This is a genomic window from Nocardia sp. NPDC004068 (assembly GCF_042874315.1).
Classification (GTDB): domain Bacteria; phylum Actinomycetota; class Actinomycetes; order Mycobacteriales; family Mycobacteriaceae; genus Nocardia.
Window position 1 is genome coordinate 166520 of the sequence record NZ_JBIAMW010000001.1, and the last position, 25968, is coordinate 192487.

Sequence of the window (25968 nt, forward strand, 5' to 3'; positions counted from 1 at the left end):
GTGCTGACTCGGCCCGAGCGCCGCCAGAACCTGCGCGCGCGAGCGGTTTTCGCGTTCGCCGCCACCTCCGGAATGGTCTCGGCGCTGCTCGCGGCGTCGGTCACCCTGCTGCACCGCGGCTTCTGGGAGACGCTGATCACCTGTGCCATCGCCGGAACCGGCATCGGCGCGGTGTTCGGGCTGTGGCTCTCGCGCCGCCTGCTCGGGCCGCTGCGCCAGGTGACCGGCACGGCCGCCCGGATCGCCTCGGGTCAACTCGGCACCCGGCTGCCCGACACCGACGATCCCGATCTCGCGCCGACCGTCGACGCCTTCAACGCCATGGTGGATTCGCTGCAACGGCGGATCGACCGCGAGCGGCGGCTGGTGGGTGACGTCAGTCACGAATTGCGCACGCCCCTCACGACTTTGACCACCAGCGTCGAGGTGATGAGCCGTCACGCGGACGAACTGCCCGAGCGCTCGCGCCGGGCGCTGGATCTGGTGCGCGCCGAACTGGACCATCTGCGCCGCCTGCTCGACGATCTGCTGGCGCTGGCCCGCGCCGAGGCGCGCCTGCACGCCGCCGACGCCGAACCGCTGTCGGTGCGCGAACTGCTCACCCACACCCTCGCCGAACTCCGCGTCCCGCCCGATCTGCTGCGCGTCGAGGGCGAGGCGACCGTGCTGGGCCGCAAGCTGGAACTCGAACGGGCCGTGGTGAATCTGCTCGAGAACGCCCAACGCCACGGCGGGGGAGTTGTTGCCGTCGGCGCCCGGCGTGCCGGTACCGAGGTGATTATCACAGTCGACGACGCCGGTCCGGGGATCGCTCCCGAGGACCGCGAACGCGTCTTCGAGCGGTTCGTCACAGTGCGCCGCGGGCGGCGTTCCGGCACGGGCACCGGCATCGGATTGGCGCTGGTCGCGGAAACCGTTGCGGCGCACGGCGGCCGGGTGCGCTGCGGCGAACGGGACGGTGGCGGAGCACGATTCACGGTCTGTCTACCCATAAGTGACGCAACTCACTGAAAACGCCTGCGTAACACGACTGTAATGAAGCCGACAGGTTGCCCGCAAAGAAATCTGGCAAATCTAACTACGTGAAGCAGACCCGAAGACCGAGTATGCCGAGCAGTTCCTCCGGCGCCGCCACCCTCGAAAGAGGGCGGGCCCACTCGCAGACCGTGATTCGCACCCCGCGCCTCGGCGACGGCGCGCGGATGTGGCAGATCGCGGTCGATTCGCAGGTGCTGGACGCGAATTCGAGCTATGCCTATCTGCTGTGGTGTCGCGACTTTCGCGGCACCTCGGTGGTCGCCGAAATCGGTGGTCGAATCGCGGGATTCATCACCGGATATCTGCGGCCGCAGGCGCCGGATGTGCTGTTCATCTGGCAGGTCGCCGTCGACCACGCCTTCCGCGGCCGGGGGCTGAGCGTGACGATGCTCGAGCATCTGGTAGATTCCGTTGCGGCCCAAGGCATTTCGACCTTGGAGACGACGGTGTCGCCGGACAACGAGGCATCGCTGGCGATGTTCGCCTCGCTGGCCCGCCGCCGCGGCGCGCGCATGACGCGCCAGACCTTGTTCGAACCCCAGGATTTCCCGGACGGGCACGAAGCAGAGGACCTGTACCGGATAGCGCCGCTCACGACCGCGGCGCGGGAGAAGGAAAGCGCAGTTGCGCACACCTCAGGAAGGATCATTCGATGACCACCGCTGAGATGACCGTTTTCGAGAATTTGGAATCGAATGTGCGCGGCTATTGCAGGTCCTGGCCGACGCTGTTCGACACCGCTCAGGGTGCGTGGCTGCGAGACGGCGAAGGCCGCGATTATCTGGACTTTTTCGCGGGCGCGGGAGCGTTGAACTACGGGCACAACAATCCGGTACTGAAGCAGGCGCTGCTGGATTACATCGCGCGCGACGGCATCACGCACGGCCTGGACATGTCGACCGTCGCCAAACAGCAACTGCTGGAGACGGTGAACCGGGTGCTGCTCGAGCCGCGCGGGCTGGACTACAAGGTGCAGTTCCCCGGGCCGACCGGCGCGAACGCGGTCGAGGCGGCGCTCAAGCTGGCCCGCAAGGTGACCGGCCGCACCACGATCCTCAACTTCACCAACGCCTTCCACGGCATGACGCTGGGCGCGCTGTCGGTGACCGGTAACGCCGCCAAGCGCGCGGGTGCCGGTGTGCCGCTGGTGCACGTCAACCCGATGCCCTACGACGGCTACCTCGACGGCGGCGACGAACTCGACTGGATGGAGAAGGCGCTCGACGACAACTCCTCCGGCGTGGACAAGCCCGCCGCGGTGATCGTGGAGACCGTGCAGGGCGAGGGCGGGGTCAACGTGTCGCGCCCGGAGTGGCTGCGCCGGTTGTCCGAATTGTGCTCGGCGCGCGGCATTCTGCTCATCGTCGACGACGTGCAGATGGGCTGCGGCCGGACCGGGCCGTTCTTCTCGTTCGAGATCGCGGGCATCACCCCCGACATCGTCACGCTGTCGAAGTCCATCGGCGGGTACGGCATGCCGCTGGCGCTGGTGCTCATGCGCCGCGACCTGGACCAGTGGTCGCCGGGCGAGCACAACGGCACCTTCCGCGGTAACAACCCCGCCTTCGTCACCGCCCGGGTCGCGCTCGAGCACTTCTGGAGCGACGATCGATTGGAGAAGTCGACGATCGCCAAGGGCGACCGGATCCGAAAGTCGTTCTCGGAGTTGGCCGAGCAGTACACCGGCGTGTCCACCCGCGGCCGCGGGCTGGTGCACGGGCTGGTGTTCGACGAGCCCACCCAGGCGGGCAAGGTCAGCCGCATCGCCTTCGAACACGGCCTGCTGGTGGAGACCTCCGGCGCCGAGGACGAGGTGGTGAAGCTGTTGCCGCCGTTGACGATCACCGACGACGAACTCGACCACGGCCTGAGCATTCTGGGCCGGGCCGTGGACATGGTGCGAGGAGGTAACTGACCATGATCGTCCGGACCACCGACGAGATCACCGGGACCGACCGCGACGTCGCGGCCGAGAGCTGGCGCAGCAAGCGCATCATCCTGGCCGGGGACGGCGTCGGATTCTCGTTCCACGAGACCACGATCGAGCCCGGCACGACGCACGAGTTCCACTACGCCAACCATGTGGAGGCGGTGTGGCTGGTCGAGGGCGAGGGCACCCTGCACGACCTGGACAACGACGTACGCTATGAACTGGGCCCCGGCACCATGTACCTGCTCAACGGTCACGAGCGGCACCGCGTCGAGACCCGCACGAGGATGCGGATGCTGTGCGTGTTCAACCCGCCGGTGACCGGCCAGGAGGTGCACGACGAGAACGGCGTCTATCCCCTGATCGCCGTCCCGCAGTAGTGAGGAGGAGAACACTTCGATGACGTTGGCCGAGAGTCGAATCGACCGTTACCCGACCCGCACGGCGGGGCCCGCGCCGCTGGCCGAGCGCACCGATCCCACCGTGTGGGGGCGGATCGAGTCGCCCGCGCTGGCGGACTTCGACGCCGACGGGTACTCGATCATCGACGCGCTGTTGAGCCCGGAGGAGGTCGCCGGATTCTCCGCCGAGATCGATCGCCTGGCGAACGATCCCGAACTGCGGCTGGACGAGCGGGTGATCGTCGAGAAGCGGTCGAATCGGGTGCGGTCGATCTTCGAGGTGCACCGGATCAGCGCGGCGGTGGCCGAGTTGGTCCGCGACGAGCGGGTGCTCGGGCTGGCCCGTCAGGTGCTGGGCTCGGAGGTCTACATCCATCAGAGCCGGGTGAACTACATGCCCGGCTTCGAGGGGACCGGTTTCTACTGGCACTCCGACTTCGAGACCTGGCACGCCGAGGACGGGATGCCCGCGCCCCGGGCGGTGAGCCTGTCGATCGCGCTGACCGACAACTACCCGTTCAACGGCAGCCTCATGGTCATGCCCGGTTCGCACCGCACCTACGTGCCGTGCCAGGGCGAGACCCCGGCCGACCACTACCGGGAATCGTTGCGGGAGCAGCAGATCGGCGTTCCCTCGCACGCGCACATCACCGAACTGGCCGACCGCCACGGCATCGCCCAGTTCACCGGCGCGCGCGGCTCGGCGTTGCTGTTCGACTCGAACGTCATGCACGGCTCGGCCAACAACATCACCCCGTTCCCGCGCTCGAACATCTTCCTCGTGTTCAACAGCGTCGAGAACACCCTCCAGGATCCGTTCGCCGCCCCCGCGCCGCGACCGACCTACATCGCCGCGCGGGATTTCACGCCCGTGCGCTGAGGTGCGCATGAAGCGCCGCCCACTGATGGAAAGGTGATGCGATGAGGTTCGGGCGAAGCGCCGCCCGCTGACTGGGAAGCGGGTGGGCTGAGCTCCGCGCGAAGCGCCGCCCACTGTGCCGGAAGTGGGCGGCGCTTCAGGGTTTTCAGGGCCGGGTGAGGGCCGCGTAGCGCGCGATGTGGGCCGAGGTGCTGCCCCATTCGTTCTGGATGGCGGTGAGGCGTTTGAAGTAGTGGCCGATGGCCAGTTCCTCGGTCATGCCCATGGCGCCGTGCAATTGGACCGACTCCTGGCCGATGCGGCGGGCGGCCCGGCCGACGGTGGCCTTGGCGGCGGCCGCGGCGCGGGCCCGCACCGCCGGGTCGGCGTTGAGCTTCAGGGTCACCAGATACGTTGCGGCGACGGCCTGTTCGAGTTCCAGGAGCATGTCGACCATGCGGTGCTGCAATGCCTGGAACGCGGCGATCGGGACGCCGAACTGCTGACGCTGCTTGGTGTATTCGACCGTGTCCGCGAGCACCCGGCGCATGGCCCCGACGGCCTCGGCGCAGATCGCGGCGATCGCCTCGTCGGCGGCCGCGGCCAGGGACTCCTCGGCTCCGCCGTCCGCGCCCAGCAGCGCGTCGGCGGGCACGCGCACGCCCTCGAGAACGAGGTCGGCGGCGCGGCGCTCGTCGATGGTGCGGTACGGGTGCTGGGTGATGCCCGCGGTGCCGCTGTTCACCACGAACAGCGACAGACCCGCCTCGGTGCGGGCGGTGACCAGCAGCTGGGTGGCCAGCGGGGCGGTCGTCACCACGATCTTCGCGCCGTCGAGCACCCACGAATCCCCGTCGCGCCGAGCGGTGGTCGCGACCCGGGTGAGGTCGTGGCCCGAATCCGCCTCCAGCGCGGCCAGAGCCGTGATCACCTCGCCGGAGGCGATGCCGCGCAACAGCTTTCGCGCGCGGTCGCCGCCCGCGCGCCGCAGCAGGCCCGCGCCCACCACGACGGTGTCCACGTACGGTTCCACGACCAGCGCGCGGCCCAGTGCCTCGGCGATGATCATCGTCTCCACCGGGCCGCCGTCGAAGCCGCCGACGCTCTCGGGCAGGCTCGCGCCGAGGATGCCGACCTCGTCGGCGAAGGCGCGCCAGATCTCCGGCTGCCAGCCCGCGCCCGTGCGGGCCGCCGCGCGGCTCTTCTCCAGGTCGTAGCGGGCCGCCAGGAACTCGGTGACGGTGTCGCGGAGCAGCTGTTGTTCGGCGGTGAGTTCGAAGTCCATGTCACAGTCCCAGGGTTGCCTTGGCGATGATGTTGCGCTGAATCTCGTTGCTGCCGGCGTAGATCGAGCCCGCGCGATCGTTGAAGTAGCGCAGCGGCGCGACCGCCTGCCAGTCCTCGCCGCCGAGGTAGCCGTCCGCGGGCGGCACGTAGTCGGCGACCGGGCCGCCGGGCATGGCGGCGTGCGGCTGATAGGCGCGCCCGCGCGGACCCGCCGCCTCGAGCGCGAGTTCGGTGAGTTGCTGGCTCAATTCGGTGCCGAGGATCTTCAGTGTGGACGCCGCCGGTCCCGGATTCCTGCCCTGCGAGATCGCCGACATCGTGCGGTACTCGAGGATCTCCAGCACGTCCGCGCGGATGCGGACATCGGCCAGTTTGGTCGAGAACGACGGATCGTCCAGCAGCGCACCGCCGTTCGGGCCGGGCTGTCGGCCCGCCTGCTCGGCCAGCGCCTCCGCCATCACCTGCAACATGGGGCTGAGCGCGGTGCCGCCGCGTTCGAAGTTCAGCAGATACTTCGCGACCGTCCAGCCCTCGTCGATCCGGCCCAGCACATTGGCCTTGGGCACCCGGACCTCGTCGAAGAAGACCTGATTCTGCACCTGCTCACCGGAACTCATGACCAGCGGCCGGATCTGGATGCCGGGCGCGTCCATCGGGATGAGCAGGAACGTGATGCCCTGCTGCTTGCGTTCCAGCTTCGAGGTGCGGACCAGGCAGAAGATCCAGTTCGCCTCGGTGGCGTGGGTGGTCCAGATCTTGCTGCCGGTGCAGACCAGATCGTCGCCGTCGGACACCGCGGCCATCGCCAGCGACGCCAGATCCGATCCCGCCTCGGGCTCGGAGTAGCCCTGGCAGAAGAACACCTCGCCGGTGAGGATGCGCGGCAGGAAGAAGTTCTTCTGCTCGTCGGTGCCGAAGGCGATGATGGCGTGCGCGACCATCTTGATGCCCATCGGCGACAGCGCCGGGGCGCCCGCGACCATCGACTCCCGATCGAAGATGTAGTGCTGGGCCGGACTCCAGTCGCAGCCGCCCCACTCCACCGGCCAGGCGGGCGCGGCCCAGCCGCGGGCGTGCAGGATCCGCTGCCACCGCATGCTGGCCTCGTGATCCGGATACACGCTCGTGGCGAGCCGACCGGCACGACGCAACTCCGGGGTCAGGTTCTCCTCCAGAAAATGCCTCACCTCATCGCGAAACGCCAGATCGGTGGGCGACCAGTCCAGATCCACGGACAACTCCTTGCGGGATTATTGGAGCTCTACCTTCTCATTCTCCCGCTGGGGATTGCAAATGGTCGTTAACTTAGCGGCTCCGCGCTTGACATTCCACTGTGGAGGGCTCATGCTGATACGACATTCCACTTTGGAACATCGACAGGACGCGATCATGGACATCTCGACCGGAATCCGGGTCTCCGACGCCGAGCGGCAGCAGGTGACCGAACTGTTGGTGCGGGCCGTGGGTGAGGGGCGGATCGATCTGAGGGAGTACGAGGAGCGGTCCGCCCTGGTCTACGCCGCGCGCACCGCCGAGGACCTGCGCGCGGTCGTGGCCGATCTGCCCGCGGCCCCCGTGCGGACCCGGTCCGCGGCGACCCCGCGCGTGCCCATCTGGCAGCGCATCGAGGGGGGCGCGTGGCTGGGCGCGGGCGTGCTGAACCTGCTGATCTGGGCGGCGGTGAGCCTCGGGGTGGGCGAAATGGTGTACTTCTGGCCCATCTGGGTCATCGGGCCGTGGGGCGCGGTGCTCGCCTTCCGGGTGCTCACCGGGTGGGAGGCGGGGCGGAAAGCCGACCGCCGGTCGGGAATTCCCGGTGCGGCACACCCAATTCGGGCACGGTGACAACCAAATTGTCATAGCCGCTTGCGATCTCGGGTGGGGTGTGCGGAACAATAAGGCCCCATGACCGCATCTCGAGTGTTTCGTTCGTTGCTGCGTGCCGTGCCCGCGGTGCTTCTCGCCGTGGTCGCCGCGGCGACGTTCGCCGTGGCGGGCGGGGTCGCCAGCGCCCAGGCGCCGGGCATCCCCTCCGTGCCGAACTTCAACCACCGCTTGGAACTCGGCCCCGGCCAGAGCCAGTACACCGGCAGCGTCGCGCAGGGCAAGTCCGAGGGCTACGCCATCGCCGCCGGGCCGGGCCTGACCATCCACCTCGAGGTCGCCTCGCCGAACAACAACGCCCGCGTCTCGGTCGCCCCGCTCATCGGCCCGATGATCGCCACCGAGGCCCCGGTCGCCGACTTCGTCACCGACGGCACCGACTACCAGGTGCGGATCACCTCCGCCGACGGGTACGCGGCCGACTACACCCTGACGGTCACCGTCTCCTGACCGCCGACCTGCCGGGCGAACACGATCGCCCGGCATACTCGGGGCAACGGCCCCCGACGAGGTAGCCTGGCCGACTGTGCACCTGAAGAGTCTGACGCTGAAGGGATTCAAATCCTTCGCGTCCGCGACGACGCTGCGCTTCGAGCCGGGCATCACCTGTGTGGTGGGCCCCAACGGCTCGGGCAAGTCGAACGTCGTCGACGCGCTCACCTGGGTGATGGGTGAACAGGGCGCGAAGGCGTTGCGCGGCGGGAAGATGCAGGACGTCATCTTCGCCGGGACCGCGGGCCGCGCGCCGCTGGGCCGCGCCGAGGTCACGCTCACCATCGACAACTCCGACGGCGCGCTGCCCATCGACTACGCCGAGGTCTCCATCACCCGCCGCATGTTCCGCGACGGCGCGGGGGAGTACGAGATCAACGGCAACACCTGCCGATTGATGGATGTGCAGGAGTTGTTGTCCGACTCCGGCATCGGCCGCGAGATGCACGTCATCGTCGGCCAGGGCCAGCTGTCGGCCATTCTGGAATCGCGTCCCGAGGACCGCCGCGCCTTCATCGAGGAGGCGGCCGGTGTGCTCAAACACCGCAAGCGCAAGGAGAAGGCGGTCCGCAAGCTGGAGGCCATGCAGGCCAATCTGGCTCGCCTCACCGACCTCACCACCGAACTGCGCCGCCAGCTCAAACCGCTGGGCCGGCAGGCCGAGGTGGCCCGCCGCGCCGCGACCGTGCAGGCCGATCTGCGCGACGCCCGATTGCGTTTGGCCGCCGACGATCTGGTGGGCCGCCGCCGCGAACTGGAGAGCCAGCAGAGCAAGGAGGCGTTCGCGCGCGAGCAGCAGATCAATGTCCAGGCCGAACTCGACGCCGCGAATGCCGCACTGGCGCAACAGGAATTCCAGCTGTCCCGGCTGACGCCCAGCGCCGAGGCCGCCGCGCAGACCTGGTTCCAGCTCTCGGCCCTGGTGGAACGGGTCAACGCGACCATCCGCATCGCCCGCGACCGCGCCCGCAACCTCGCCATGGAACAGACCACCGGCGGCGGCCGCGACCCCGAACAGCTCGAGGCCGAGGCCGCGCGGGTGGAGGCCGAGGAGGCCGAACTGCTCGAGGCGGTCGAGATCGCCACCGAGACCCTGGAGGCCGCGCGCGATCAGCTGCACGAGCGCGAACAGGCCGCCAAGGCCGCCGAACAGGCCCATCTCGCCGCGGTGCGGGCCATCGCCGACCGCCGCGAGGGCCTGGTCCGGCTCTCGGGGCAGGTCGACAACCTGCGCCACCGCGCCCAGTCCGCCGACACCGAGATCACCCGGCTGTCCACCGCGCTGACCGAGGCGCGCCGCCGCGGCGCCGAGGCGGAGGCCGAATTCGAGTCCGCCCAAACCGAATTGGGCGAACTCGACGCGGGCGAGGAAAGCCTCGACACCGCTTACGAACACGCCGCCCAGGCCCTGGAACTCGCCGATCGGCGCGTCACCGAACTGCGCGAGCGGGACCGCGAGGCGGGGAAGAAGGTCGCCTCGCTCACCGCCCGCATCGAGGCGCTGACCATGGGCCTGTCCCGCAAGGACGGCGGCGCGTGGCTGCTGGAGAACCATGGGGCGGGGCTGCTCGGCCCGCTGTCGGGAATGCTGCGCGTGCACCCGGGCTACGAGGCCGCCGTGGCCGCGGCCCTCGGGCCGCTCGCCGATGCCGTTGCGGCCGAATCGGATTCGTCGGCACAGGCGGCGTTGCGCGCGTTGAAGGAGGCCGATGGCGGCCGGGTCGCCCTCGTCTTCGGCGGCGCCGCCGCGCCCGGTGCGCCCGGTGTCGCGGGGGGAGCGGCGCTTCCGCCCGGCGCGCGCCCGCTGGCGGAGGTCGTCGACTGTCCGGCGAATCTGCGCGCGGCGATCGACGCCATGACCGCGGGCACCGTCGTCGCCGACGATCTGACGGTGGCGGCGAATGTGCTTGCCGCGCAACCGAAGCTGCGGATCGTCACCCGCGAGGGCGATCTCACCGGAACCGGCTGGCTGCTCGGCGGCTCCGACCGCGCGCCCAGTCAACTCGAGATCCAGGCCGATATCGACGCCGCCACCGCGGATCTGGCCTCGTGGCAGCGGCAGGCCGAGGAGGTCGAGGCGGCGCTGTCGGGGGCGCTGGCCGAGCAGAACGACCGCAAGCAGGCCGCCGACCAGGCGCTGCTCGCCCTGCACGAATCCGATCAGGCGATGGTCGCGATCTACGACCGGCTGGGACGGCTGGGCGAGACCGCGCGCAAGGCGCGACAGGAATGCGACCGGCTGCTCACCCAGCGCGCCGACGCCGAATCCGCGCGCGACGAGAATCTCGCGAAGCTCGCCGACCTCGAGGAGCGGCTGCGCCACGCCGAATCCGAACAGTCCCTGCTGGATTCGGACTCCGACGCCGGAACCGAGACCGCGGGCCAGGCCCGCGAGGAGGCCGCGGCCGCGCTCGCCGAGGCCCGGTCCCTGGAGGTCGAGGCGCGGCTGGCGGTCCGCACCGCCGAGGAACGCGCGGAATCGGTTCGCGGCAAGGCGGATTCGCTGCGCCGCGCCGCCCGCGCCGAACGCGAGTCCCGCGCCCGCGCCGAACGCGCCCAGGCCGCCCGCCGCAAGGCCGCGGACGTGGCCGCGGTGGTGGCGGATTCGGCCGAGCGCGTCGCCGCCGAACTCCAGACGGTCGTCGGCCGGGCCGCCGCCCGCCGCGACGATCTGGTGCGCCGCCGCACCGAATGCGCGGCCCAGGTCGAGCAGACCAAGGAACGGGTGCGCGCGCTGGGCGCCCAGCTCACCCAGCTGACCGACGCCGTGCACCGCGACGAGGTGGCCCGCGCCGAGGCCGCGCTGCGCATCGAACAGCTCGAGCAGAACATCGCCGAACAGTTCGGCATCGCGCTCGACGACCTGATCGCCGAATACGGCCCCGACGTCCCGATGCCGCCGTCGGCGCGGGAGATGCAGGAGTACGAGCAGGCTCGCGAGCGCGGCGAGGCGGTCAGCGAACCGCAGCCCATGCCCTACAACCGGGCCGTCCAGGAACGCCGCGCCAAACAGGCCGAGAAGGACCTCACCACGCTCGGCAAGGTGAATCCCCTCGCGCTGGAGGAGTTCGCGGCCCTCGAGGAGCGCTACACGTTCCTGTCCACCCAGCTCGAGGACGTCAAGAAGGCCCGACAGGATCTGCTGGACGTGGTCGCCGAGGTGGACGCGCGCATTCTCCAGGTGTTCGCCGAGGCGTACGAGGACGTGTCGCGCGAATTCGTCGAGGTGTTCGGCAAGCTGTTCCCCGGCGGCGAGGGGCGGCTGCTGCTGACCGAGCCGGGCGATCTGCTCGCCACCGGCGTCGAGGTCGAGGCGCGGCCGCCCGGCAAGAAGGTCAAGCGGCTGTCGCTGCTGTCGGGCGGGGAGAAGTCGCTGACCGCGGTCGCCTTGCTGGTGGCCATCTTCCGGGCCCGCCCGTCCCCGTTCTACGTCATGGACGAGGTCGAGGCGGCGCTGGACGACACCAATCTGCGGCGGCTCATCGGACTGTTCGAACAGTTGCGGGAGAAGTCGCAGCTGATCGTGATCACCCACCAGAAGCCGACCATGGAGATCGCCGACGCGCTGTACGGGGTGAGCATGCGCGGCGACGGCATCACCCAGGTCATCTCGCAGCGGCTGCGCGGGGAGAACCTGGTGGGCGCGCCGACCTAGGGGGCTACAGCCGTTCCGGCAGGACGGTGAAATGGCGGACGGTGCCCGAGATGCCGGGCAGCTCGGCCGGTTCGGTCCAGGTGCGGAAGGTGTCGAAGCTGTCGCTGTAGAGGTAGGTGCCGCGTTCGGGTTCGTCCAGGTCGTAGTGGTCCAGGAAGATTCGCCACCGGCCGTCGGGCAGCTGGATCACGCACTGCCCCTCGCACGGCCCGCCCCACCCGGCCCAGTCGCCGGTCTCGACGAATCGGTATGGGCCCGTGGGGGATTCGGCCACGGCCAGTTCCACGAGCTTGGTGGACTCGTTCTTGGTGAAGGCGTGGTAGCGCCCGTCGGCGGCCACGATCGTGGTGTCGATGTAGCCGAGCGTGTCCGGCGCGGGGTCGAAGCCGGGCAGCGGGGTCAGCGGGCTCCACGAGCGCAGCGCCGGATGCAGGGCGGTCATCAGGTACGGCCGGAAGTTCGGGCCGGTGTTGAGCGAGACCACCACGCCGATCCGGCCGCGGCGGTCCACGAACCACTCCGGGGCCCAGGTGTGTCCGACGTCGGGGACCGGGACGAGCAGTTCGTAGAGGAAGGTCCAGTTCACCCGGTCGGTGCTGCGGGCGAAGCCGATGGTGTCGCCGTCCCAGCCGGTGGTGTAGGTGAGGTAGTACGCGCCGTCGAAGCCGCGGAAGAGGCTGGGGTCGCGGCACAGTCCGGTGGGCGGGCGGTAGGCCGCCGCGCGCAACAGCGTGAAATTGGTCGCGTCCGTGGATTCGTAGACGTACATATCGGTTTCGCTGTCGTTGGTGAACGCGGTCATCGTGTACCGCATCGGCACCCCCGTCGCCGCGGCGCGACCGGCGATCGTCATCCCCAGCGGCAGGCCCGCCGCCAACGCCAGCATCGATCTCCGGGACAGCGTCATGCGCGAATTATGGGACGCGCGGACGCCGAAGGTTTGCCGACACTCCGATCGGGTACGGGGGTCAGCCCTTTTTCACGCCGACCGCGCCGACGGTGTCGAAGTAGGAGACCATGGTGTCGTCCTCGGGTTCGGGCCGCCACAGCGGCACCCGGACCAGACCGGGTTCGGCCAGCTCGAATCCGTCGAACATCGGCTCGATCTCGGCCCGCGAGCGCAGGATCAGCGGCGTCGGCGTCCGCCTGCTGACCTCGACGGTGTCGGCCAACTCCTGCGGCGGCCAGTCGTCGCTGCACATGTGCGAGATCACCAGCATGCTGCCCGGGGCGAGCCGGTCCCGCAGATCGGCCAGCATCCGCCGCGGGTCCGCGCTGTCCGGGATGTAGTGCAGCAGCGCGACGAGCAGCACCGCCACCGGTTTGCCGAAGTCCAATTGCGCGCGCACCTCCGGATCCGACACCAGGGCGTCCAGATCGCGGGCGTCGGCGCGGATCGCGGTCGCCCACGGGACATCGGTGAGGATGCGGCGGCTCATGGCGACCGCCACCGGATCGATGTCGGTGTAGACCACATGCGCGTCGATATCGAGATCGGCGAGGATCTCGTGCACATTGCCCGCGGTCGGGATGCCCGAACCGATGTCGAGGAACTGCGTCACGCCCTGTTCGGCGCAGAAGGTGACCGCCCGGCGCAAAAACGCCCGATTGGTCCAGGCCGCGCGCAGGCTGTGCGGCCACTTCTTGCGGCTGCTCTCGGCCACCTCACGGTCGACGCTGAAATTGTGCGAGCCGCCCAGCGCGTAATCGTAGATGCGCGCGATGCTCGGTACGGTGGGGTCGATGTCGTCGCTGGCCCAGTCCGGTAACAGCGGGGACGAATCGGAGTTCTCGGGCATCGGTCCCCACTTCGCGGTCGTTGTCGTACACGGGCCGTCGATGCGGCAGACCCACCATACCGGCAGCGTGGGTCAGCGTCGCGCAAGCAGCGACTTCAATTGCGCCGCACCGGTTTCCGCGAGCCAGGCGTCGAAGGTCCGCAGGCCCGGGTGGATCGCGCGCAGCGCCGGGATGTCGGCGTGCCAGCGGGCGCCGCCGCGCACCAAGGCGAGCACCGAGGCGATGAGCGGGCCGAGCGGGCCCAGTTCGTCGTCGGTGAGCTGGTGGTAGCGGACCGGGTGGCCGGTGGCCGCGGCGATGGCCGCCGCGGCGGCGACCGGGGTGAGTTCGTCTCCGGCCAGTTCCAGGACCCGCCCGTGGAAGCGGTCGGGATCGGTGAGGGCCGCGGCGGCGATGGCGCCGATGTCGTCGACAGCGATCACCTGCATCGGGCCCTCGGGGTCGAAGACGTGCCGGTGCACGCCGTCGACGATGCCGTCGATGGGGGTGTCGCGGGCGAGGTAGTTCTCCATGAAGCGCACCGGTCGCAGCAGCGTGTACCGCAGGCCGCTGGCGATCACCGCCTCCTCGATGACCCGCTTGCCCACGGCGACGGGTTCGTCGGTGGTCTCGGCGAACGAGGCGATGCTCGTGAACACGATCTGGTCGGCCCCGGCCCGCCGCGCGGCCTCGAGCACGGCCAGACCGCGCGACTCCTCGGACTCGCGATCGGTGGCGGGGCCCACGGGATTGGGGGTGACCGCGAAGACCGCCCGCACCCCGGCCGCCGCGGGGCCGAGGGTCTCGGGCCGGTCGAGGTCGCCGGTCACCAGTTCGGCTCCGGCCGCGGCCAGTTCGCGCGCGGCGGGAGCGGCGGGATCGCGCACGAGCGCCCGGACGGGGCGGCCCGCGGCGAGCAGGTGGCGTGCCGTGGCGCCACCCTGTCGGCCGGTGGCGCCGACGACGAGGACGGGATGCTGTTCGGACATGGTGTGTCGACTCCTTTGGGTAGAATCCGGGTTACTCGACCCGTATCGCGACCGTACGAGCGCCGCGCCCGGGACCGCCAGCCGCACAAGGATTTCCGTAACGAAATGAGCCTCACCACCGCGCCGGATCCGCACCCCCGCGCCGACGCCCGCCGCAATCGCGCCCTGATCCTGCGCGCCGCCCAACAGGCGTTCGCCGAGCGCGGGACCGAGGTGTCGCTGGCCGAGATCGCCCGGCGCGCGGGCGTCGGCGCGGGCACCGTGCACCGGCATTTCCCCGCCAAGGCCGACCTGCTGGAAGCCGTTGTGCAGCAACGGATCGACGGCCTGGCCGCGCTGGCGCTGCGGCGACGGGGCACGGCGGATCCCGGCGCGGCCCTGATCGAGCTGTGCGTGCTGGTGGTGACGCGGGCGCGGGAGCACAAGGCGGTATGCGATCTGCTCGGCGCCGACGACGGCTGGCCGCGCGCCCTGCTGCCCCGCGCGGGGGAGCGGTTCCGGCGCGCGCTGGGCGAACTGCTCGCGGAGGCGCAGCGGCACGGGGACGTGCGCGCCGATCTGACCGTGACCGATGTGGAGGTGCTCATCGCGGGTTGTGTTGCCATGCAACGGGCTTCGCGGAGCGGGCGGACGCTGACCCGGCCCGCCGCGATGCTGCTGGCGGCGATGCGCGTCGACGGGGGCGTGACGAAACCCGCGGATTCCGGGGAACCGCGTAACGAAACCCATTCGGGTTACGTCACATCGAGTACCGACTGCGCGGTTTGCGGTGCGGCCCTTCGGCATTCGCGGACCGGCCGACCGGCGCGCTACTGCTCGGCGGCGTGTCGGCAGAAGGCGCACCGGGAGCGCGCCGCGGCGAGCTAGGCCGTCCCGGAGAACTCAGAGCAGATCGCTGACGTCGTCGGGGACGTCGACGGCGTACTTGCGCAGGGTCTCCATCGGGACCACCTCGAGCGCGTTCTCGTGCGTCGCCGCGAGCACGACGGGTGCGGCCACGCCGTCCTCGTGCGCGTGCAGCCAGCGCACCGCCACCACACACCACCGGTCACCCGGTTGCAGGCCGGGGAAGTTGTTCTCCGGCCGCGGGGTGAGCAGATCGTTGCCGATCGACTTCTGATGCTCCAGGAACTCCTGGGTCACCACTGTGCACACCGTGTGGCTGCCCAGGTCTTCGGGGCCGGTGCTGCAACATCCGTCCCTGTAGAAGCCGGTGAGAGGATCGGTGCCACACTCCTCCAGCGGTCCCCCGAGCACATTTCGATCGGTCACTCCGCCGATCCTATTGTCTCTGTGTTGGATTCGCCGCGCCTTCCGGCCCGTGGTGTACGCACGGCGAGAAAACTACCCTCGTGGTCATGCGGATTGCGTTCGGCACCGACGAAACGACCGACCTGACCCGCCACGTACAGGGGTGGCTCACCGAGCACGGGCACGAACTCGTCCTCGTCGCGGCCGATCTGGCCTGGCCCGACGTGGGCCGCGACGTCGCCGAGGCGGTCGCCGACGGCCGCGCCGAACGCGGTGTGGTGTGCTGCTGGACCGGTACGGGTGTCTCGATCGCGGCCAACAAGGTCGCGGGCGTGCGCGCGGCCCTGTGCACCGACCGGGCCACCGCCGAGGGCGCCCGAAAGTGGAACGACGCCAACGTCCTCGCCCTGGGCCTGCGCCTGACCTCCCCGACGGTCGCCGAGGAGATGCTCGACGCCTTCCTCACCACCGCGCCCGAGGAGTCGGAGGCGGGCAACTTCGGCCGCCTCGGCTGAGGTCGGCGCGCGTGGCGTGCCGCAGACCACATCGGGCAGTTCTGACAGGATGGGCCCGTGACTGCGCAAGCTTGGATTCTGATCGCCGCGATCGCCGCCGTGCTGGTGGTGGCGCTCGTGGCCGGGTTCGTCCTGTACAAACGCCGCCGGGTCACGCTGACCCCGGCCGCTCCCGACAAGGAGCTGACCGATCGGTCCGGCGGGTATACGGCGTCCGGCGGGTTCAGCTTCAGTCAGGGCGGGGCCGGGACCGGGACGCTGACGCCCCCGAAGGAGCCCGAGCCGGTCCCCGTCGAGCGCACCGACGACGAGGGCCAGCCGCACATCGGCGACGACGCCGCGATCCCGCGCGATTCGGCCCGCCGGTCCATCACCGACGTCCGCCTGCCCGAGCCGGAGATCGAGGAACCGAGCGAGCCCGAGGCTGCGGCGCCGGCCGAGCCGCCCGTACCCGCCGAACCCGAACCCGAGACCGACGGCGCGACCGCGCTCGCCGAACCCGAGGCGCCCGCACCGATCGAGGAGATCGAGCCCACCAGCGGCCGTCTCACCCGCCTGCGCGGCCGCCTGGCCCGCTCCCAGAACGCGGTCGGCAAGAGCCTGCTCGGCCTGCTCGGCGGCGGCGATCTGGACGAGGACTCCTGGGAGGAGATCGAGGACACCCTCGTCATGGCCGACCTCGGCACGGCCAGCACGGCCACCGTGGTCGACCGGCTGCGCGAGGAGCTGGCCGCCCGCACGGTCCGCACCCCCGAACAGGCCCGCCAGGTGCTGCGCGACGTGCTGGTCGAGGCGCTGCGCCCGGAGATGGACCGGTCCATCCGCGCGCTGCCGCACGACGACCACCCCTCGATCCTGCTGGTCGTCGGCGTCAACGGCACCGGAAAGACCACCACCACCGGCAAATTGGCGCGCGTGCTGGTCGCCGACGGCCGCCGGGTGCTGCTCGGCGCGGCCGACACCTTCCGCGCCGCCGCCGCCGACCAGTTGCAGACCTGGGGCGAGCGCGTCGGTGCGGAGACCGTGCGCGGCCGCGAGGGCGCCGACCCCGCCTCGGTCGCCTTCGACGCGGTCAGCACCGGCATCGACAACGGCGTGGACGTGGTGCTCGTGGACACCGCGGGCCGCCTGCACACCAAGACCGGCCTGATGGACGAGCTGGGCAAGGTCAAGCGCGTGGTGGAGAAGAAGGCGGCCGTGGACGAGGTGCTGCTGGTGCTCGACGCGACCGTCGGCCAGAACGGCCTCACCCAGGCCCGCGTCTTCGCCGAGGTGGTCGACATCACCGGCGTGGTGCTCACCAAGCTCGACGGCACGGCCAAGGGCGGCATCGTCTTCCAGGTCCAGCATGAGCTCGGCGTTCCGGTGAAACTGGTTGGTTTGGGCGAGGGGGCCGATGACCTCGCCCCCTTCGAACCGGGCGCCTTCGTCGACGCGCTACTCGGCTGACCAGCGAAAACGCCTCCGACTTCCGCATCGCGGCAGTAGTCTCACCCGGAATTACAAACCGCTGAGAGAGCGCCGAAACACAGACGCAACACCGGCGGCCGATCCGTTCACGCAGGTGAAACATCGCAGCGGCACGGATGAAACACCGAATCGCGAACCTTCTGTGCAGGCTCGTAGCCGTAGTTCTGGCCGGGCCCGAGATGAGGAGGAACAAGGTGGCGTATCCCTTGGTCGGTGTCCCGGACACCGGTGACACCGCTTGGATGCTGGCGAGCTCGGCGCTCGTCCTGCTGATGACACCAGGGCTCGCGTTCTTCTACGGAGGCATGGTCCGTTCGAAGAACGTGCTCAACATGATCATGATGTCCATCTCCGCGATGGGCATCGTGGGCGTGCTATGGGCGATCTACGGCTTCTCGGAAGCGTTCGGCGACAACAAGTTCGGCGTCGTCGGCAATCCGGGGCAGTTCTTCGGGCTGAAGGGCCTGATCGGAGGTAACGGCGTCAAGGCCGCGCCCGCCGATCCGGCGACGGGGGCCGCCGCGGTCTCCGGCACAGACATCCCGCTGGCGGGCACGATCCCGATGACGGTCTTCGTGGCCTTCCAGTTGATGTTCGCCATCATCACGGTGGCCCTCATCTCGGGTGCGGTCGCGGACCGCTTGAAGTTCCGTGCCTGGCTGGTCTTCGCCGCGATCTGGGCGACGGTCGTCTACTTCCCGGTGGCGCACTGGGTGTTCGACTTCGACGCCAAGGACGCCGCGGGCAACGTGGTCCACTCCGGCGGCTGGATCGCCAACAAGCTGCACGCGATCGACTTCGCCGGTGGTACCGCGGTGCACATCAACGCCGGCGCCGCGGGCCTGGCGCTGTGCCTGGTGCTCGGCCGCCGCAAGGGCTGGCCGCAGACGCCGATGCGCCCGCACAACCTGCCCTTCGTCATGCTGGGCGCCGGTCTGCTGTGGTTCGGCTGGTTCGGTTTCAACGCCGGGTCGTCGGTCAGCTCCAACGGTATGGCCGGGTCGACGTTCCTCACCACGACGTTCGCCACCTGCGCGGCCATGCTCGGCTGGCTGGTCGTGGAGAAGGTGCGCGACGGCAAGCCGACCAGCCTGGGCGCGGCCTCGGGCATCGTGGCCGGTCTGGTCGCCATCACGCCGTCCTGTTCCTCGGTGAACGTGTTGGGCGCGTTGATCATCGGTCTGGTCGCCGGTGTGCTGTGCGCGCTCGCGGTCGGGCTGAAGTTCAAGCTCGGTTTCGACGACTCGCTCGACGTGGTCGGCGTGCATCTGGTCGGCGGTCTGGTCGGCACCCTGATGGTCGGTCTGGTCGCCGCGCCCGAGGCGCCCGCGGCCGTGTCCGGTCTGTTCTACGGTGGTGGTTTCGATCAGCTCGGCAAGCAGGCGGTCGGCGCGTTCAGCGTGCTGGCCTTCTCGTTCATCGTGTCGTTGATCATCGCGTTCGCGATCAAGTTCACCATCGGCCTGCGGGCCTCCGAGGAGGAGGAGTTCGAGGGCATGGACGACTCGGCGCACGCGGAAACGGCATACGATTTCGCTGCTGTGGGTGGCACGGCACGTACCGCCGTCAAGGAGGCATGACCAAATGAAACTCATCACCGCAATCGTCAAACCGTTCACTCTCGAGGACGTCAAGGCCGGGCTCGAGCAGGCGGGCGTGCTGGGCATGACGGTCAGCGAGGTGCAGGGCTACGGACGGCAGAAGGGCCACACCGAGGTCTACCGCGGCGCGGAGTACTCGGTCGATTTCGTCCCGAAGGTCCGGGTCGAGGTCGTGATCGACGACGCCTCCGTGGAGAAGGTCGTGGAGGTGATCGTCGAGGCCGCCCGCACCGGCAAGATCGGTGACGGCAAGGTCTGGGTCACTCCGGTGGAGTCGGTCATCCGGGTCCGCACCGGCGAACGCGGCGGCGACGCTCTCTGAGCGGAAACGCGGAAAACAATTCCAACGGCGGCCTCGCCCTGCACCGGGATTCCGGACGGGCGGGGCCGCTCGCATTTCAGGGCGGTGGGTTGTGGGCAAGCAGGCGAAAGACGAATCCATGGACGGCGCGAAGGATCTGGTGCGCGCGCGCGATCAGCTCCTCGAGGGCGGCGACACCCGGCGTCCCCGGCTCGACGCCGAATCCCTGCGCCAGGCGCTGGTCGATCTGCACGATCTGTGGCTGACCGGCAAGGGCGCCGAACTGGGCATCACCCGCGACAGCGGGCTGGCGGTGATCGCGGTCGGCGGGCTCGGCCGCAAGGAGATGCTGCCGTACTCGGACCTGGATCTGGTGCTGTTGCACGACGACGTGGACCCCGCGCGGGTCGCGGAGGTGGCCGACCGGCTCTGGTACCCGCTGTGGGACGCGCACATCAAACTCGACCACAGCGTCCGCACGGTCCCGCAGGCGCTGCGGGTGGCCGCGAGCGATCTGACCGCGGCGCTGGGCCTGCTCGACGCCCGGCACATCGTGGGCGACGAGGAACTCAGCAATCTGCTCATCGGCGGCGTGCGCCGCGAATGGCGGACCGGAATCCGTTCGCGCTTCGGCGAATTGGTGGAACAGGCGCAGACCCGCTGGAAGCGCAGCGGCGAGATCGCCCATCGCGCCGAACCCGACCTCAAGAACGGCCGCGGCGGCCTGCGCGACATCCAGCTGCTCGACGCCTTGGCCATCGCGCAACTGACCGACGCCATGCCCGGACTGGGCCCCGACGTGCCCGGCGGCGGCCTGAAACAGGCCCGCCGACGGCTGCTCGACGTGCGCACCGAACTGCACCGCGTGGCCGGGCGCGCCCGCGATCAGCTGCGCGCCCAGGACGCCGACGAGATCGGCGCGGCGCTGCGCATCGGCGACCGCTTCGATCTGGCCCGCACCCTCAGCGACGCCGCCCGCACGGTCGGCTTCTCGGTCGACATGGGCCTGCGCACCGCCGGAAACGCCCTGCCGCGCAAGGGTTTGGCGCGGCTGCGCCGGATGCCGGTGCGCCGCCCGCTGGACGAGGGCGTGGTCGAACACGCCGGTGAGGTGGTGCTCGCGAGAGACGCTCGGCCGCAACGGGATCCGGGCCTGATCCTGCGCGTCGCCGCGGCGTCGGCGCAGTCCGGGCTGCCCATGTCGGCGACCACGCTGAACCGGCTCTCCGAGGACGCGCCCGAACTACGCGAGCCCTGGCCGCGCGAGGCCCTCAACGATCTGCTCGTCCTGCTCGGCACCGGCCGCGCCCTGGTCGACGCGATCGAGGCGCTGGATCGAAGCGGCCTGTGGGGCAGGCTGTTTCCGGAGTGGGGCGCGGTGCGCGACCTGCCGCCGCGCGATCCCATGCACACCTGGACCGTGGACCGGCACCTGGTGGAGACCGTCGCCTACGCGGGCGCGCTGAGCACCCGCGTCGCCCGCCCGGACCTGCTGCTGCTCGGCGCGTTGCTGCACGATATCGGCAAGGGCCGCACCGAGGATCACAGCATCGTCGGCGCCGAACTGGCCACCCAGATCGGCCGCCGGTTGGGGCTGTGGCCGTCGGATGTGCGCACGCTCAGCGCGATCGTGCGCTATCACCTGTTGCTGCCCGACACCGCGACCCGGCGCGATCTCGCCGATCCGCAGACCACGCAGTCGGTCGTGGACGCGCTCGACGGCGATCCGCAGCTGCTGGAGTTGCTGCACACCCTGGCCGAGGCCGATTCGCTGGCCACCGGTCCCGGCGTGTGGGGCGACTGGAAGGCGTCGCTCATCGGCGATCTGGTGCGGCGCTCGCGGCTGGCCATGGCGGGTGAGCCACTGCCGCAACCGGATCCGATCGATCCGGAACTGGTGGAGAAGGCCAAGTCCGGCGGCGTGCACGTCGAGCTGCGGCCCGGCGACGGGCGCTACACCCATCTGGTCACCGTCATCGCCCCCGACACGCCCGGCCTGCTCTCCGAGGCCGCGGGGGTGCTGGCCCTGCATTCGCTGCGGGTGCTGTCGGCGTCGCTGGGCGGGGCGGGGGAGTCGGCCATCGACACTTTCGTCGTCACCCCGAAGTTCGGCGATCCGCCGGACGCGGGGCTGCTGCGTCAGGAGCTGATCCGGGCGATCAACGGCGACCTGAACGTGGAATCGGCACTGGCGAAGAAGGAACGCGATTCGGGCCTGCGGTCCAGCCCGTACGCCCAGGCCGAACCGCGAATCATGTGGAGCGACAGCACGATCGGCGGCCCGGTGCTGCTGGAACTGCGCGCCGAGGACCGCATCGGGCTGCTCACCCGGCTGGCCGCCGCGCTGGCCCGCACGGGCGCGGACGTCCGCTGGGCGAAGGTGGTGACGATGGGCGCGGCCGTGGTCGACGCGTTCTGCCTGGATCTCGGGGCCGACGACACCCCCGCCCGCCGCGCGGAGATCGAGGCGGCGTTGCTGGCGGTGGTTCCGCATCCCGAACCGAAGAAACCGCCGGAAACGGACAGCTGAACCGGGTCCGCGGCGAGTATCCGGACTGGACACCTGCTGGTTAACCAGATCGTTGCAAGCCGTCGCTCCGACTCGGCCGCCGAGCCCGTGCGCCCACCCTAATATCAGCCTCGTCCGAGCTTCACAATGCTGGTCGAGCGTGAGGGGAGCGGGATCGGTGGCCATCGAAGTCGTGTCCGCATCGATCATGACCAGCGACCGCACCCGGCACATCGCGCGCTGCGTCGGCGACGACCGGTGGGTGGTGTCGTGGCTGCCCGGCCGCACCCTCACCGGCACGCAGGCCGTCACCGCGATGACCATCGCCGCGACGGTCGACGAGCAGACCGGGTTCGGCGACGTGGACTGGTCCAGCCTGGACCCCATGGCCCGCCAACTCGGCCTGACCGCGCGCGAGGCGGCGGGCATGGTGGCCGCCGAGGATCGCGACATCCGCCAGACCCCTCGGCCCAGGCGGCGCTCACTGGATTGATCCGTGCCCGTACCCTGGTATGACGAGTGACGTCCCCTCTCGAGAAACCAGGAGCGCGATCGGTGTTCGAATCCCTGTCCGACCGGTTGACCGGTGCCCTGCAGGATCTGCGCGGGAAAGGGCGACTGTCACCGGCCGATATCGACGCGACCGCGCGGGAGATCCGGCTCGCCCTGCTCGAGGCCGACGTCGCGCTGCCGGTGGTGCGGCAGTTCATCGCGCGGATCAAGGATCGCGCCAAGGGCGCGGAGGTCTCGGCGGCGCTCAACCCCGCGCAGCAGGTCGTCAAGATCGTCAACGAGGAGCTCATCGGCATCCTCGGCGGCGAGACCCGGCGGCTGCGGTACGCCAAGAACCCGCCCACGGTCGTCATGCTGGCGGGTCTGCAGGGCGCCGGTAAGACGACCCTCGCGGGCAAACTCGCGAAATGGCTGCGCGGCCAAGGACATACGCCGCTGCTGGTGGCCTGCGATCTGCAACGCCCGGGCGCGGTGACCCAGCTCCAGGTGGTCGGCGAGCGGGCCGGGGTGCCGGTGTTCGCGCCGCATCCGGGCACCTCGATCGGCGGCGAGAACCAGTTGGGCATCACCGCGGCCGATCCCGTCGAGGTCGCGAAGGCGGGCGTCGAGGAGGCCCGGCAGAAGCAGTACGACGTGGTCATCGTCGACACCGCGGGCCGACTCGGCATCGACGAGGAGCTCATGCGGCAGGCCGCGGGCATCCGCGACGCGGTCCAGCCCGACGAGACGCTGTTCGTGCTCGACGCCATGATCGGTCAGGACGCGGTCACCACGGCCGAGGCGTTCCGCGACGGTGTCGGCTTCACCGGCGTGGTGCTCACCAAGCTCGACGGCGACGCCCGCGGCGGTGCGGCGCTGAGCGTGCGCGAGGTGACGGGCGTGCCGATCCTGTTCGCCTCCACCGGTGAGAAGCTCGAGGACTTCGATGTCTTCCACCCCGACCGCATGTCCAGCCGCATTCTCGGCATGGGCGATCTGCTCACCCTGATCGAGCAGGCCGAACAGGTCTACGACCAGCAGCAGGCCGAGGAGGCCGCGCGCAAGATCGGCTCGGGGGAGATGACCCTCGAGGACTTCCTCGAGCAGATGCTCGCCATCCGCAAGATGGGCCCGATCGCCAACCTGCTCGGCATGCTGCCCGGCGCCAACCAGATGAAGGACGCGCTGGCCGCGGTCGACGACAAGCAGCTCGACCGGGTGCAGGCCATCATCCGCGGTATGACCCCCGCCGAACGCGACAACCCCAAGATCATCAACGCCTCCCGTCGGCTGCGCATCGCCAACGGCTCGGGCGTGACGGTCTCGGAGGTCAACCAGCTCGTCGACCGCTTCTTCGAGGCCAAGAAGATGATGGCCGCGATGGGCCGTCAGATGGGTATGCCCGGCGGCAACCGGCGCGGCGGCAAGAAGGGGAAGAAGGGCAAGAAGGGTGGTCGCGGCCCGACGCCGCCGAAGGTGCGTGGTGGGTTCCCCGGGATGCCCGCGCTGCCGGGCGGTATGCCCGCCGGATTCCCCGACCTGTCGAACATGCCCGCGGGCCTGGACCAGTTGCCGCCCGGCCTGGACGGCATCGACATCTCGAAGCTGAAGTTCCCGAAGAACTGACCGTGCGGCTGCATCTGCGCGGAGTGGTCCTGCCCGACGACGAGGTCCGGGACCTGTGGGTGCGCGACGGGCGGATCTCCTTCGAACCCGTCCGCGACGCCGAAACCCTGTGCGACACAGGCTGGATCGTGCCCGGCCTGGTCGACGCCCACTGTCACGTCGGCATCCGCTACGGCGGCGGCCACGAGGACCGCGCCGGGGCGGTCGCCCAGGCCGAGACCGAACGCGACGCGGGCGCGCTGCTGCTGCGCGACGCGGGCTCACCCATCGACACCCGCTTCATCGACGACCGCGACGACCTGCCGCGGATCATTCGCGCGGGCCGCCACATCGCGCGGCCCAAGCGCTACATCCGCGAACTCGGCATCGAACTCGACGACGAACGCGACCTGCCGCGGATCGTCGCCGACCAGGCCCGCCGCGGCGACGGCTGGGTCAAGATCGTCGGTGATTGGATCGATCGTTCGGTCGGCGACCTGCGCCCGTTGTGGAGCGACGCGATCCTGAAGGAGGCCATCGACGCGGCCCACCGCGAGGGCGCCCGCGTCACCGCGCACGTCTTCGGCGAGGACGCCCTGCCCGGCCTCATCGAATCCGGCATCGACTGCCTCGAACACGGCACCGGCCTCACCGACGACACCATCGCCCTGATGGTGGCCCACGGCACCGCCCTGGTCCCCACCCTCGTCAATATCGACACCTTCCCCGACATCGCCTCCGGCGCAACGAAATACCCCACCTACGCCGCCCACATGCGCGACCTCCACCGCCGCGTTCGCGACACCGTCGCCGACGCCCACGACGCGGGCGTCCCCATCTACACCGGCACCGACGCGGGCGGCTCCATCCGCCACGGCCGCATCGCCGACGAGATCCAGGCCCTCGCGAACGCGGGCCTCACCCCCCACGAGGCCCTCGGCGCGTCCTCCTGGAACGCCCGCACCTGGCTCGGCCACCCCGGCCTCGAACCCGACGCCCCCGCCGATCTCGTCGTCTACCAATCGGACCCACGCACCGACCTCGCCACCCTGGCCACCCCCACCCACGTCGTCCTCCGCGGCCACCCCTACCCCGGCCGCGACCCCGTCACGACCCACCGCTGACCGCAACCCGGCGAACATTCCTTCCATCCGATAAGATCTGGACAACCGTCCACCGGCCCGGGGCAGGCGGTTGAGGGGATGCCCCGGCCGGGGGCGCACGGTGTCGGCGTCGGGTTCTCGACCCTGTCCGTGTCAGAATGTCCTCGTTCGAAGGACCGATCCTTCACCCGATGCGACCGGACGGATTCGACGATGGCCGCCGAGGACCTCGCATGACGATTTCACCGCTACCAAGACTGCTGTCGCTGGCCGAGTGGGACGAGTTGCCGGAGGACACCAGTGCTCACATCGAGTTGCAGGAAGGTGTGCTCATCGTGTCGCCCCGCCCGATGCGAACACACGCGCGTGCCGGTCTCCGCCTGGCCCGGCAACTGGCCGAGCAACTCCCACCCGACCTCGAGGTGCTGACGGAGTTCGAGGTGTGCGTCGACGACAGCGACCCGCCCACCATCCGGATCCCGGATCTCGTCATCACCCCGACGGACGGCCCGGAGAAGCGATTGCGTCCCGAGGAAGTCCTGGTAGCGGTCGAAATCATCTCTCCCGGATCGCGACGGACCGGCACGGTCACCAAACCCGTCGAATACGCCGAAGCCGGAATCCCCAACTACTGGGTCCTCGACCTGGTCGCCCCGATCACCTTGACCGCCTACCACCTGGCCGGTGACTTCGGCTACGTCGAAGCCCCCGCCGCCTCGGGCCGCTTCACGACCACCGTGCCGGTCCCGCTCGCGATCGACCTCGACGGGCTGGTCTGACATGTGTCGGAACGCCACGTGTCAGAAT

24 protein-coding genes are annotated in these 25968 nt (G+C 70.0%); 18 read left to right on the forward strand and 6 right to left on the reverse strand.

The genetic code is table 11. From position 1 onward, the window contains the following. The 5 genes from ACFYTQ_RS00810 to thpD all read left to right on the forward strand — a co-directional run bounded on the left by ACFYTQ_RS00810 (position 1) and on the right by thpD (position 4249). Positions 1-1011 carry an ATP-binding protein gene (locus ACFYTQ_RS00810; RefSeq protein ID WP_387355901.1) on the forward strand — a complete coding sequence of 337 codons (1011 nt, stop codon included), beginning with the start codon at positions 1-3 and terminating at the stop codon, positions 1009-1011. A 95-nt stretch (positions 1012-1106) separates the two neighbouring features. Continuing rightward, the gene (gene ectA / locus ACFYTQ_RS00815) at positions 1107-1694 is read left to right on the forward strand and encodes a diaminobutyrate acetyltransferase (RefSeq protein ID WP_387356954.1); all 588 of its coding nucleotides are present in this window, start codon (positions 1107-1109) and stop codon (positions 1692-1694) included. Then, positions 1691-2953: a diaminobutyrate--2-oxoglutarate transaminase gene (ectB, locus tag ACFYTQ_RS00820; RefSeq protein WP_387355903.1), complete on the forward strand. Its 1263-nt coding sequence runs from the start codon at positions 1691-1693 to the stop codon at positions 2951-2953. The genes ectA and ectB overlap by 4 nt, the downstream gene beginning before the upstream one ends. A 2-nt stretch (positions 2954-2955) precedes the next feature. Beyond that, complete coding sequence (locus ACFYTQ_RS00825; protein ID WP_387355905.1) at positions 2956-3348, forward strand: ectoine synthase; 393 nt, start codon at positions 2956-2958, stop codon at positions 3346-3348. Positions 3349-3367: 19 nt separating this feature from the next. Continuing rightward, positions 3368-4249 carry an ectoine hydroxylase gene (gene thpD / locus ACFYTQ_RS00830; RefSeq protein WP_387355907.1) on the forward strand — a complete coding sequence of 294 codons (882 nt, stop codon included), beginning with the start codon at positions 3368-3370 and terminating at the stop codon, positions 4247-4249. 145 nt (positions 4250-4394) lie between these two features. On the opposite strand, the gene ACFYTQ_RS00835 is transcribed toward thpD, so the two are convergent. Both ACFYTQ_RS00835 and ACFYTQ_RS00840 read right to left on the reverse strand, forming a co-directional pair. After that, positions 4395-5513 carry an acyl-CoA dehydrogenase family protein gene (locus ACFYTQ_RS00835; RefSeq protein ID WP_387355909.1) on the reverse strand — a complete coding sequence of 373 codons (1119 nt, stop codon included), beginning with the start codon at positions 5511-5513 and terminating at the stop codon, positions 4395-4397. Between the two features lies 1 nt (position 5514). Further along, positions 5515-6747: an acyl-CoA dehydrogenase family protein gene (locus ACFYTQ_RS00840; protein WP_387355911.1), complete on the reverse strand. Its 1233-nt coding sequence runs from the start codon at positions 6745-6747 to the stop codon at positions 5515-5517. A 112-nt stretch (positions 6748-6859) separates the two neighbouring features. On the opposite strand from ACFYTQ_RS00840, the gene ACFYTQ_RS00845 reads away from it, so the two are divergent. The 3 genes from ACFYTQ_RS00845 to smc all read left to right on the forward strand — a co-directional run bounded on the left by ACFYTQ_RS00845 (position 6860) and on the right by smc (position 11546). Then, positions 6860-7360: a DUF1707 domain-containing protein gene (locus tag ACFYTQ_RS00845; RefSeq protein WP_387355913.1), complete on the forward strand. Its 501-nt coding sequence runs from the start codon at positions 6860-6862 to the stop codon at positions 7358-7360. Positions 7361-7420: 60 nt separating this feature from the next. Next, positions 7421-7849, forward strand: coding sequence for a hypothetical protein (locus ACFYTQ_RS00850; RefSeq protein ID WP_387355915.1), 429 nt, complete (start codon positions 7421-7423; stop codon positions 7847-7849). Between the two features lie 76 nt (positions 7850-7925). Then, on the forward strand, positions 7926-11546 hold the full coding sequence (gene smc / locus ACFYTQ_RS00855) for a chromosome segregation protein SMC (RefSeq protein ID WP_387355917.1): 3621 nt from the start codon (positions 7926-7928) through the stop codon (positions 11544-11546). A gap of 4 nt (positions 11547-11550) precedes the next feature. Here smc and ACFYTQ_RS00860 read toward each other — a convergent pair whose 3' ends face one another. From ACFYTQ_RS00860 to ACFYTQ_RS00870, 3 genes are all read right to left on the reverse strand, one after another. Beyond that, a complete protein-coding gene (locus ACFYTQ_RS00860) occupies positions 11551-12453 on the reverse strand; it encodes a glycoside hydrolase family 43 protein (RefSeq protein ID WP_387355919.1) in 903 nt (300 codons plus the stop codon). A 61-nt stretch (positions 12454-12514) separates the two neighbouring features. Further along, positions 12515-13345: an SAM-dependent methyltransferase gene (locus ACFYTQ_RS00865; protein WP_387355921.1), complete on the reverse strand. Its 831-nt coding sequence runs from the start codon at positions 13343-13345 to the stop codon at positions 12515-12517. 72 nt (positions 13346-13417) lie between these two features. Continuing rightward, the gene (locus ACFYTQ_RS00870; protein WP_387355923.1) at positions 13418-14314 is read right to left on the reverse strand and encodes an NmrA family NAD(P)-binding protein; all 897 of its coding nucleotides are present in this window, start codon (positions 14312-14314) and stop codon (positions 13418-13420) included. Positions 14315-14419: 105 nt separating this feature from the next. On the opposite strand from ACFYTQ_RS00870, the gene ACFYTQ_RS00875 reads away from it, so the two are divergent. After that, positions 14420-15181, forward strand: a complete 762-nt coding sequence (locus ACFYTQ_RS00875) for a TetR/AcrR family transcriptional regulator (protein WP_387355925.1) — start codon at positions 14420-14422, stop codon at positions 15179-15181. Positions 15182-15196: 15 nt separating this feature from the next. Here the strand turns inward: ACFYTQ_RS00875 and ACFYTQ_RS00880 are convergent, their stop codons facing one another. Beyond that, entirely contained in the window at positions 15197-15586 is a 390-nt protein-coding gene (locus ACFYTQ_RS00880) for a DUF2237 family protein (protein WP_030513055.1), read from the reverse strand. Positions 15587-15672: 86 nt separating this feature from the next. Here ACFYTQ_RS00880 and ACFYTQ_RS00885 point away from each other — a divergent pair, with 86 nt between their 5' ends. The 9 genes from ACFYTQ_RS00885 to ACFYTQ_RS00925 all read left to right on the forward strand — a co-directional run bounded on the left by ACFYTQ_RS00885 (position 15673) and on the right by ACFYTQ_RS00925 (position 25940). Continuing rightward, a complete protein-coding gene (locus ACFYTQ_RS00885; RefSeq protein WP_387355927.1) occupies positions 15673-16080 on the forward strand; it encodes an RpiB/LacA/LacB family sugar-phosphate isomerase in 408 nt (135 codons plus the stop codon). 57 nt (positions 16081-16137) lie between these two features. Then, positions 16138-17529 carry a signal recognition particle-docking protein FtsY gene (gene ftsY / locus ACFYTQ_RS00890; RefSeq protein ID WP_387355929.1) on the forward strand — a complete coding sequence of 464 codons (1392 nt, stop codon included), beginning with the start codon at positions 16138-16140 and terminating at the stop codon, positions 17527-17529. 200 nt (positions 17530-17729) lie between these two features. Further along, positions 17730-19130: an ammonium transporter gene (locus ACFYTQ_RS00895; protein ID WP_387355931.1), complete on the forward strand. Its 1401-nt coding sequence runs from the start codon at positions 17730-17732 to the stop codon at positions 19128-19130. 4 nt (positions 19131-19134) lie between these two features. Next, the gene (locus ACFYTQ_RS00900) at positions 19135-19473 is read left to right on the forward strand and encodes a P-II family nitrogen regulator (RefSeq protein WP_387355933.1); all 339 of its coding nucleotides are present in this window, start codon (positions 19135-19137) and stop codon (positions 19471-19473) included. Positions 19474-19591: 118 nt separating this feature from the next. Beyond that, positions 19592-21982, forward strand: coding sequence for a [protein-PII] uridylyltransferase (locus ACFYTQ_RS00905; protein WP_387356957.1), 2391 nt, complete (start codon positions 19592-19594; stop codon positions 21980-21982). Between the two features lie 157 nt (positions 21983-22139). Further along, a complete protein-coding gene (locus ACFYTQ_RS00910; protein WP_387355934.1) occupies positions 22140-22454 on the forward strand; it encodes a hypothetical protein in 315 nt (104 codons plus the stop codon). A gap of 62 nt (positions 22455-22516) precedes the next feature. Continuing rightward, a complete protein-coding gene (gene ffh / locus ACFYTQ_RS00915; protein ID WP_387355936.1) occupies positions 22517-24079 on the forward strand; it encodes a signal recognition particle protein in 1563 nt (520 codons plus the stop codon). Positions 24080-24087: 8 nt separating this feature from the next. Next, positions 24088-25182: an amidohydrolase family protein gene (locus tag ACFYTQ_RS00920; RefSeq protein WP_387356959.1), complete on the forward strand. Its 1095-nt coding sequence runs from the start codon at positions 24088-24090 to the stop codon at positions 25180-25182. Positions 25183-25394: 212 nt separating this feature from the next. After that, entirely contained in the window at positions 25395-25940 is a 546-nt protein-coding gene (locus ACFYTQ_RS00925) for a Uma2 family endonuclease (RefSeq protein ID WP_387355938.1), read from the forward strand. Positions 25941-25968 lie beyond the last annotated feature (28 nt).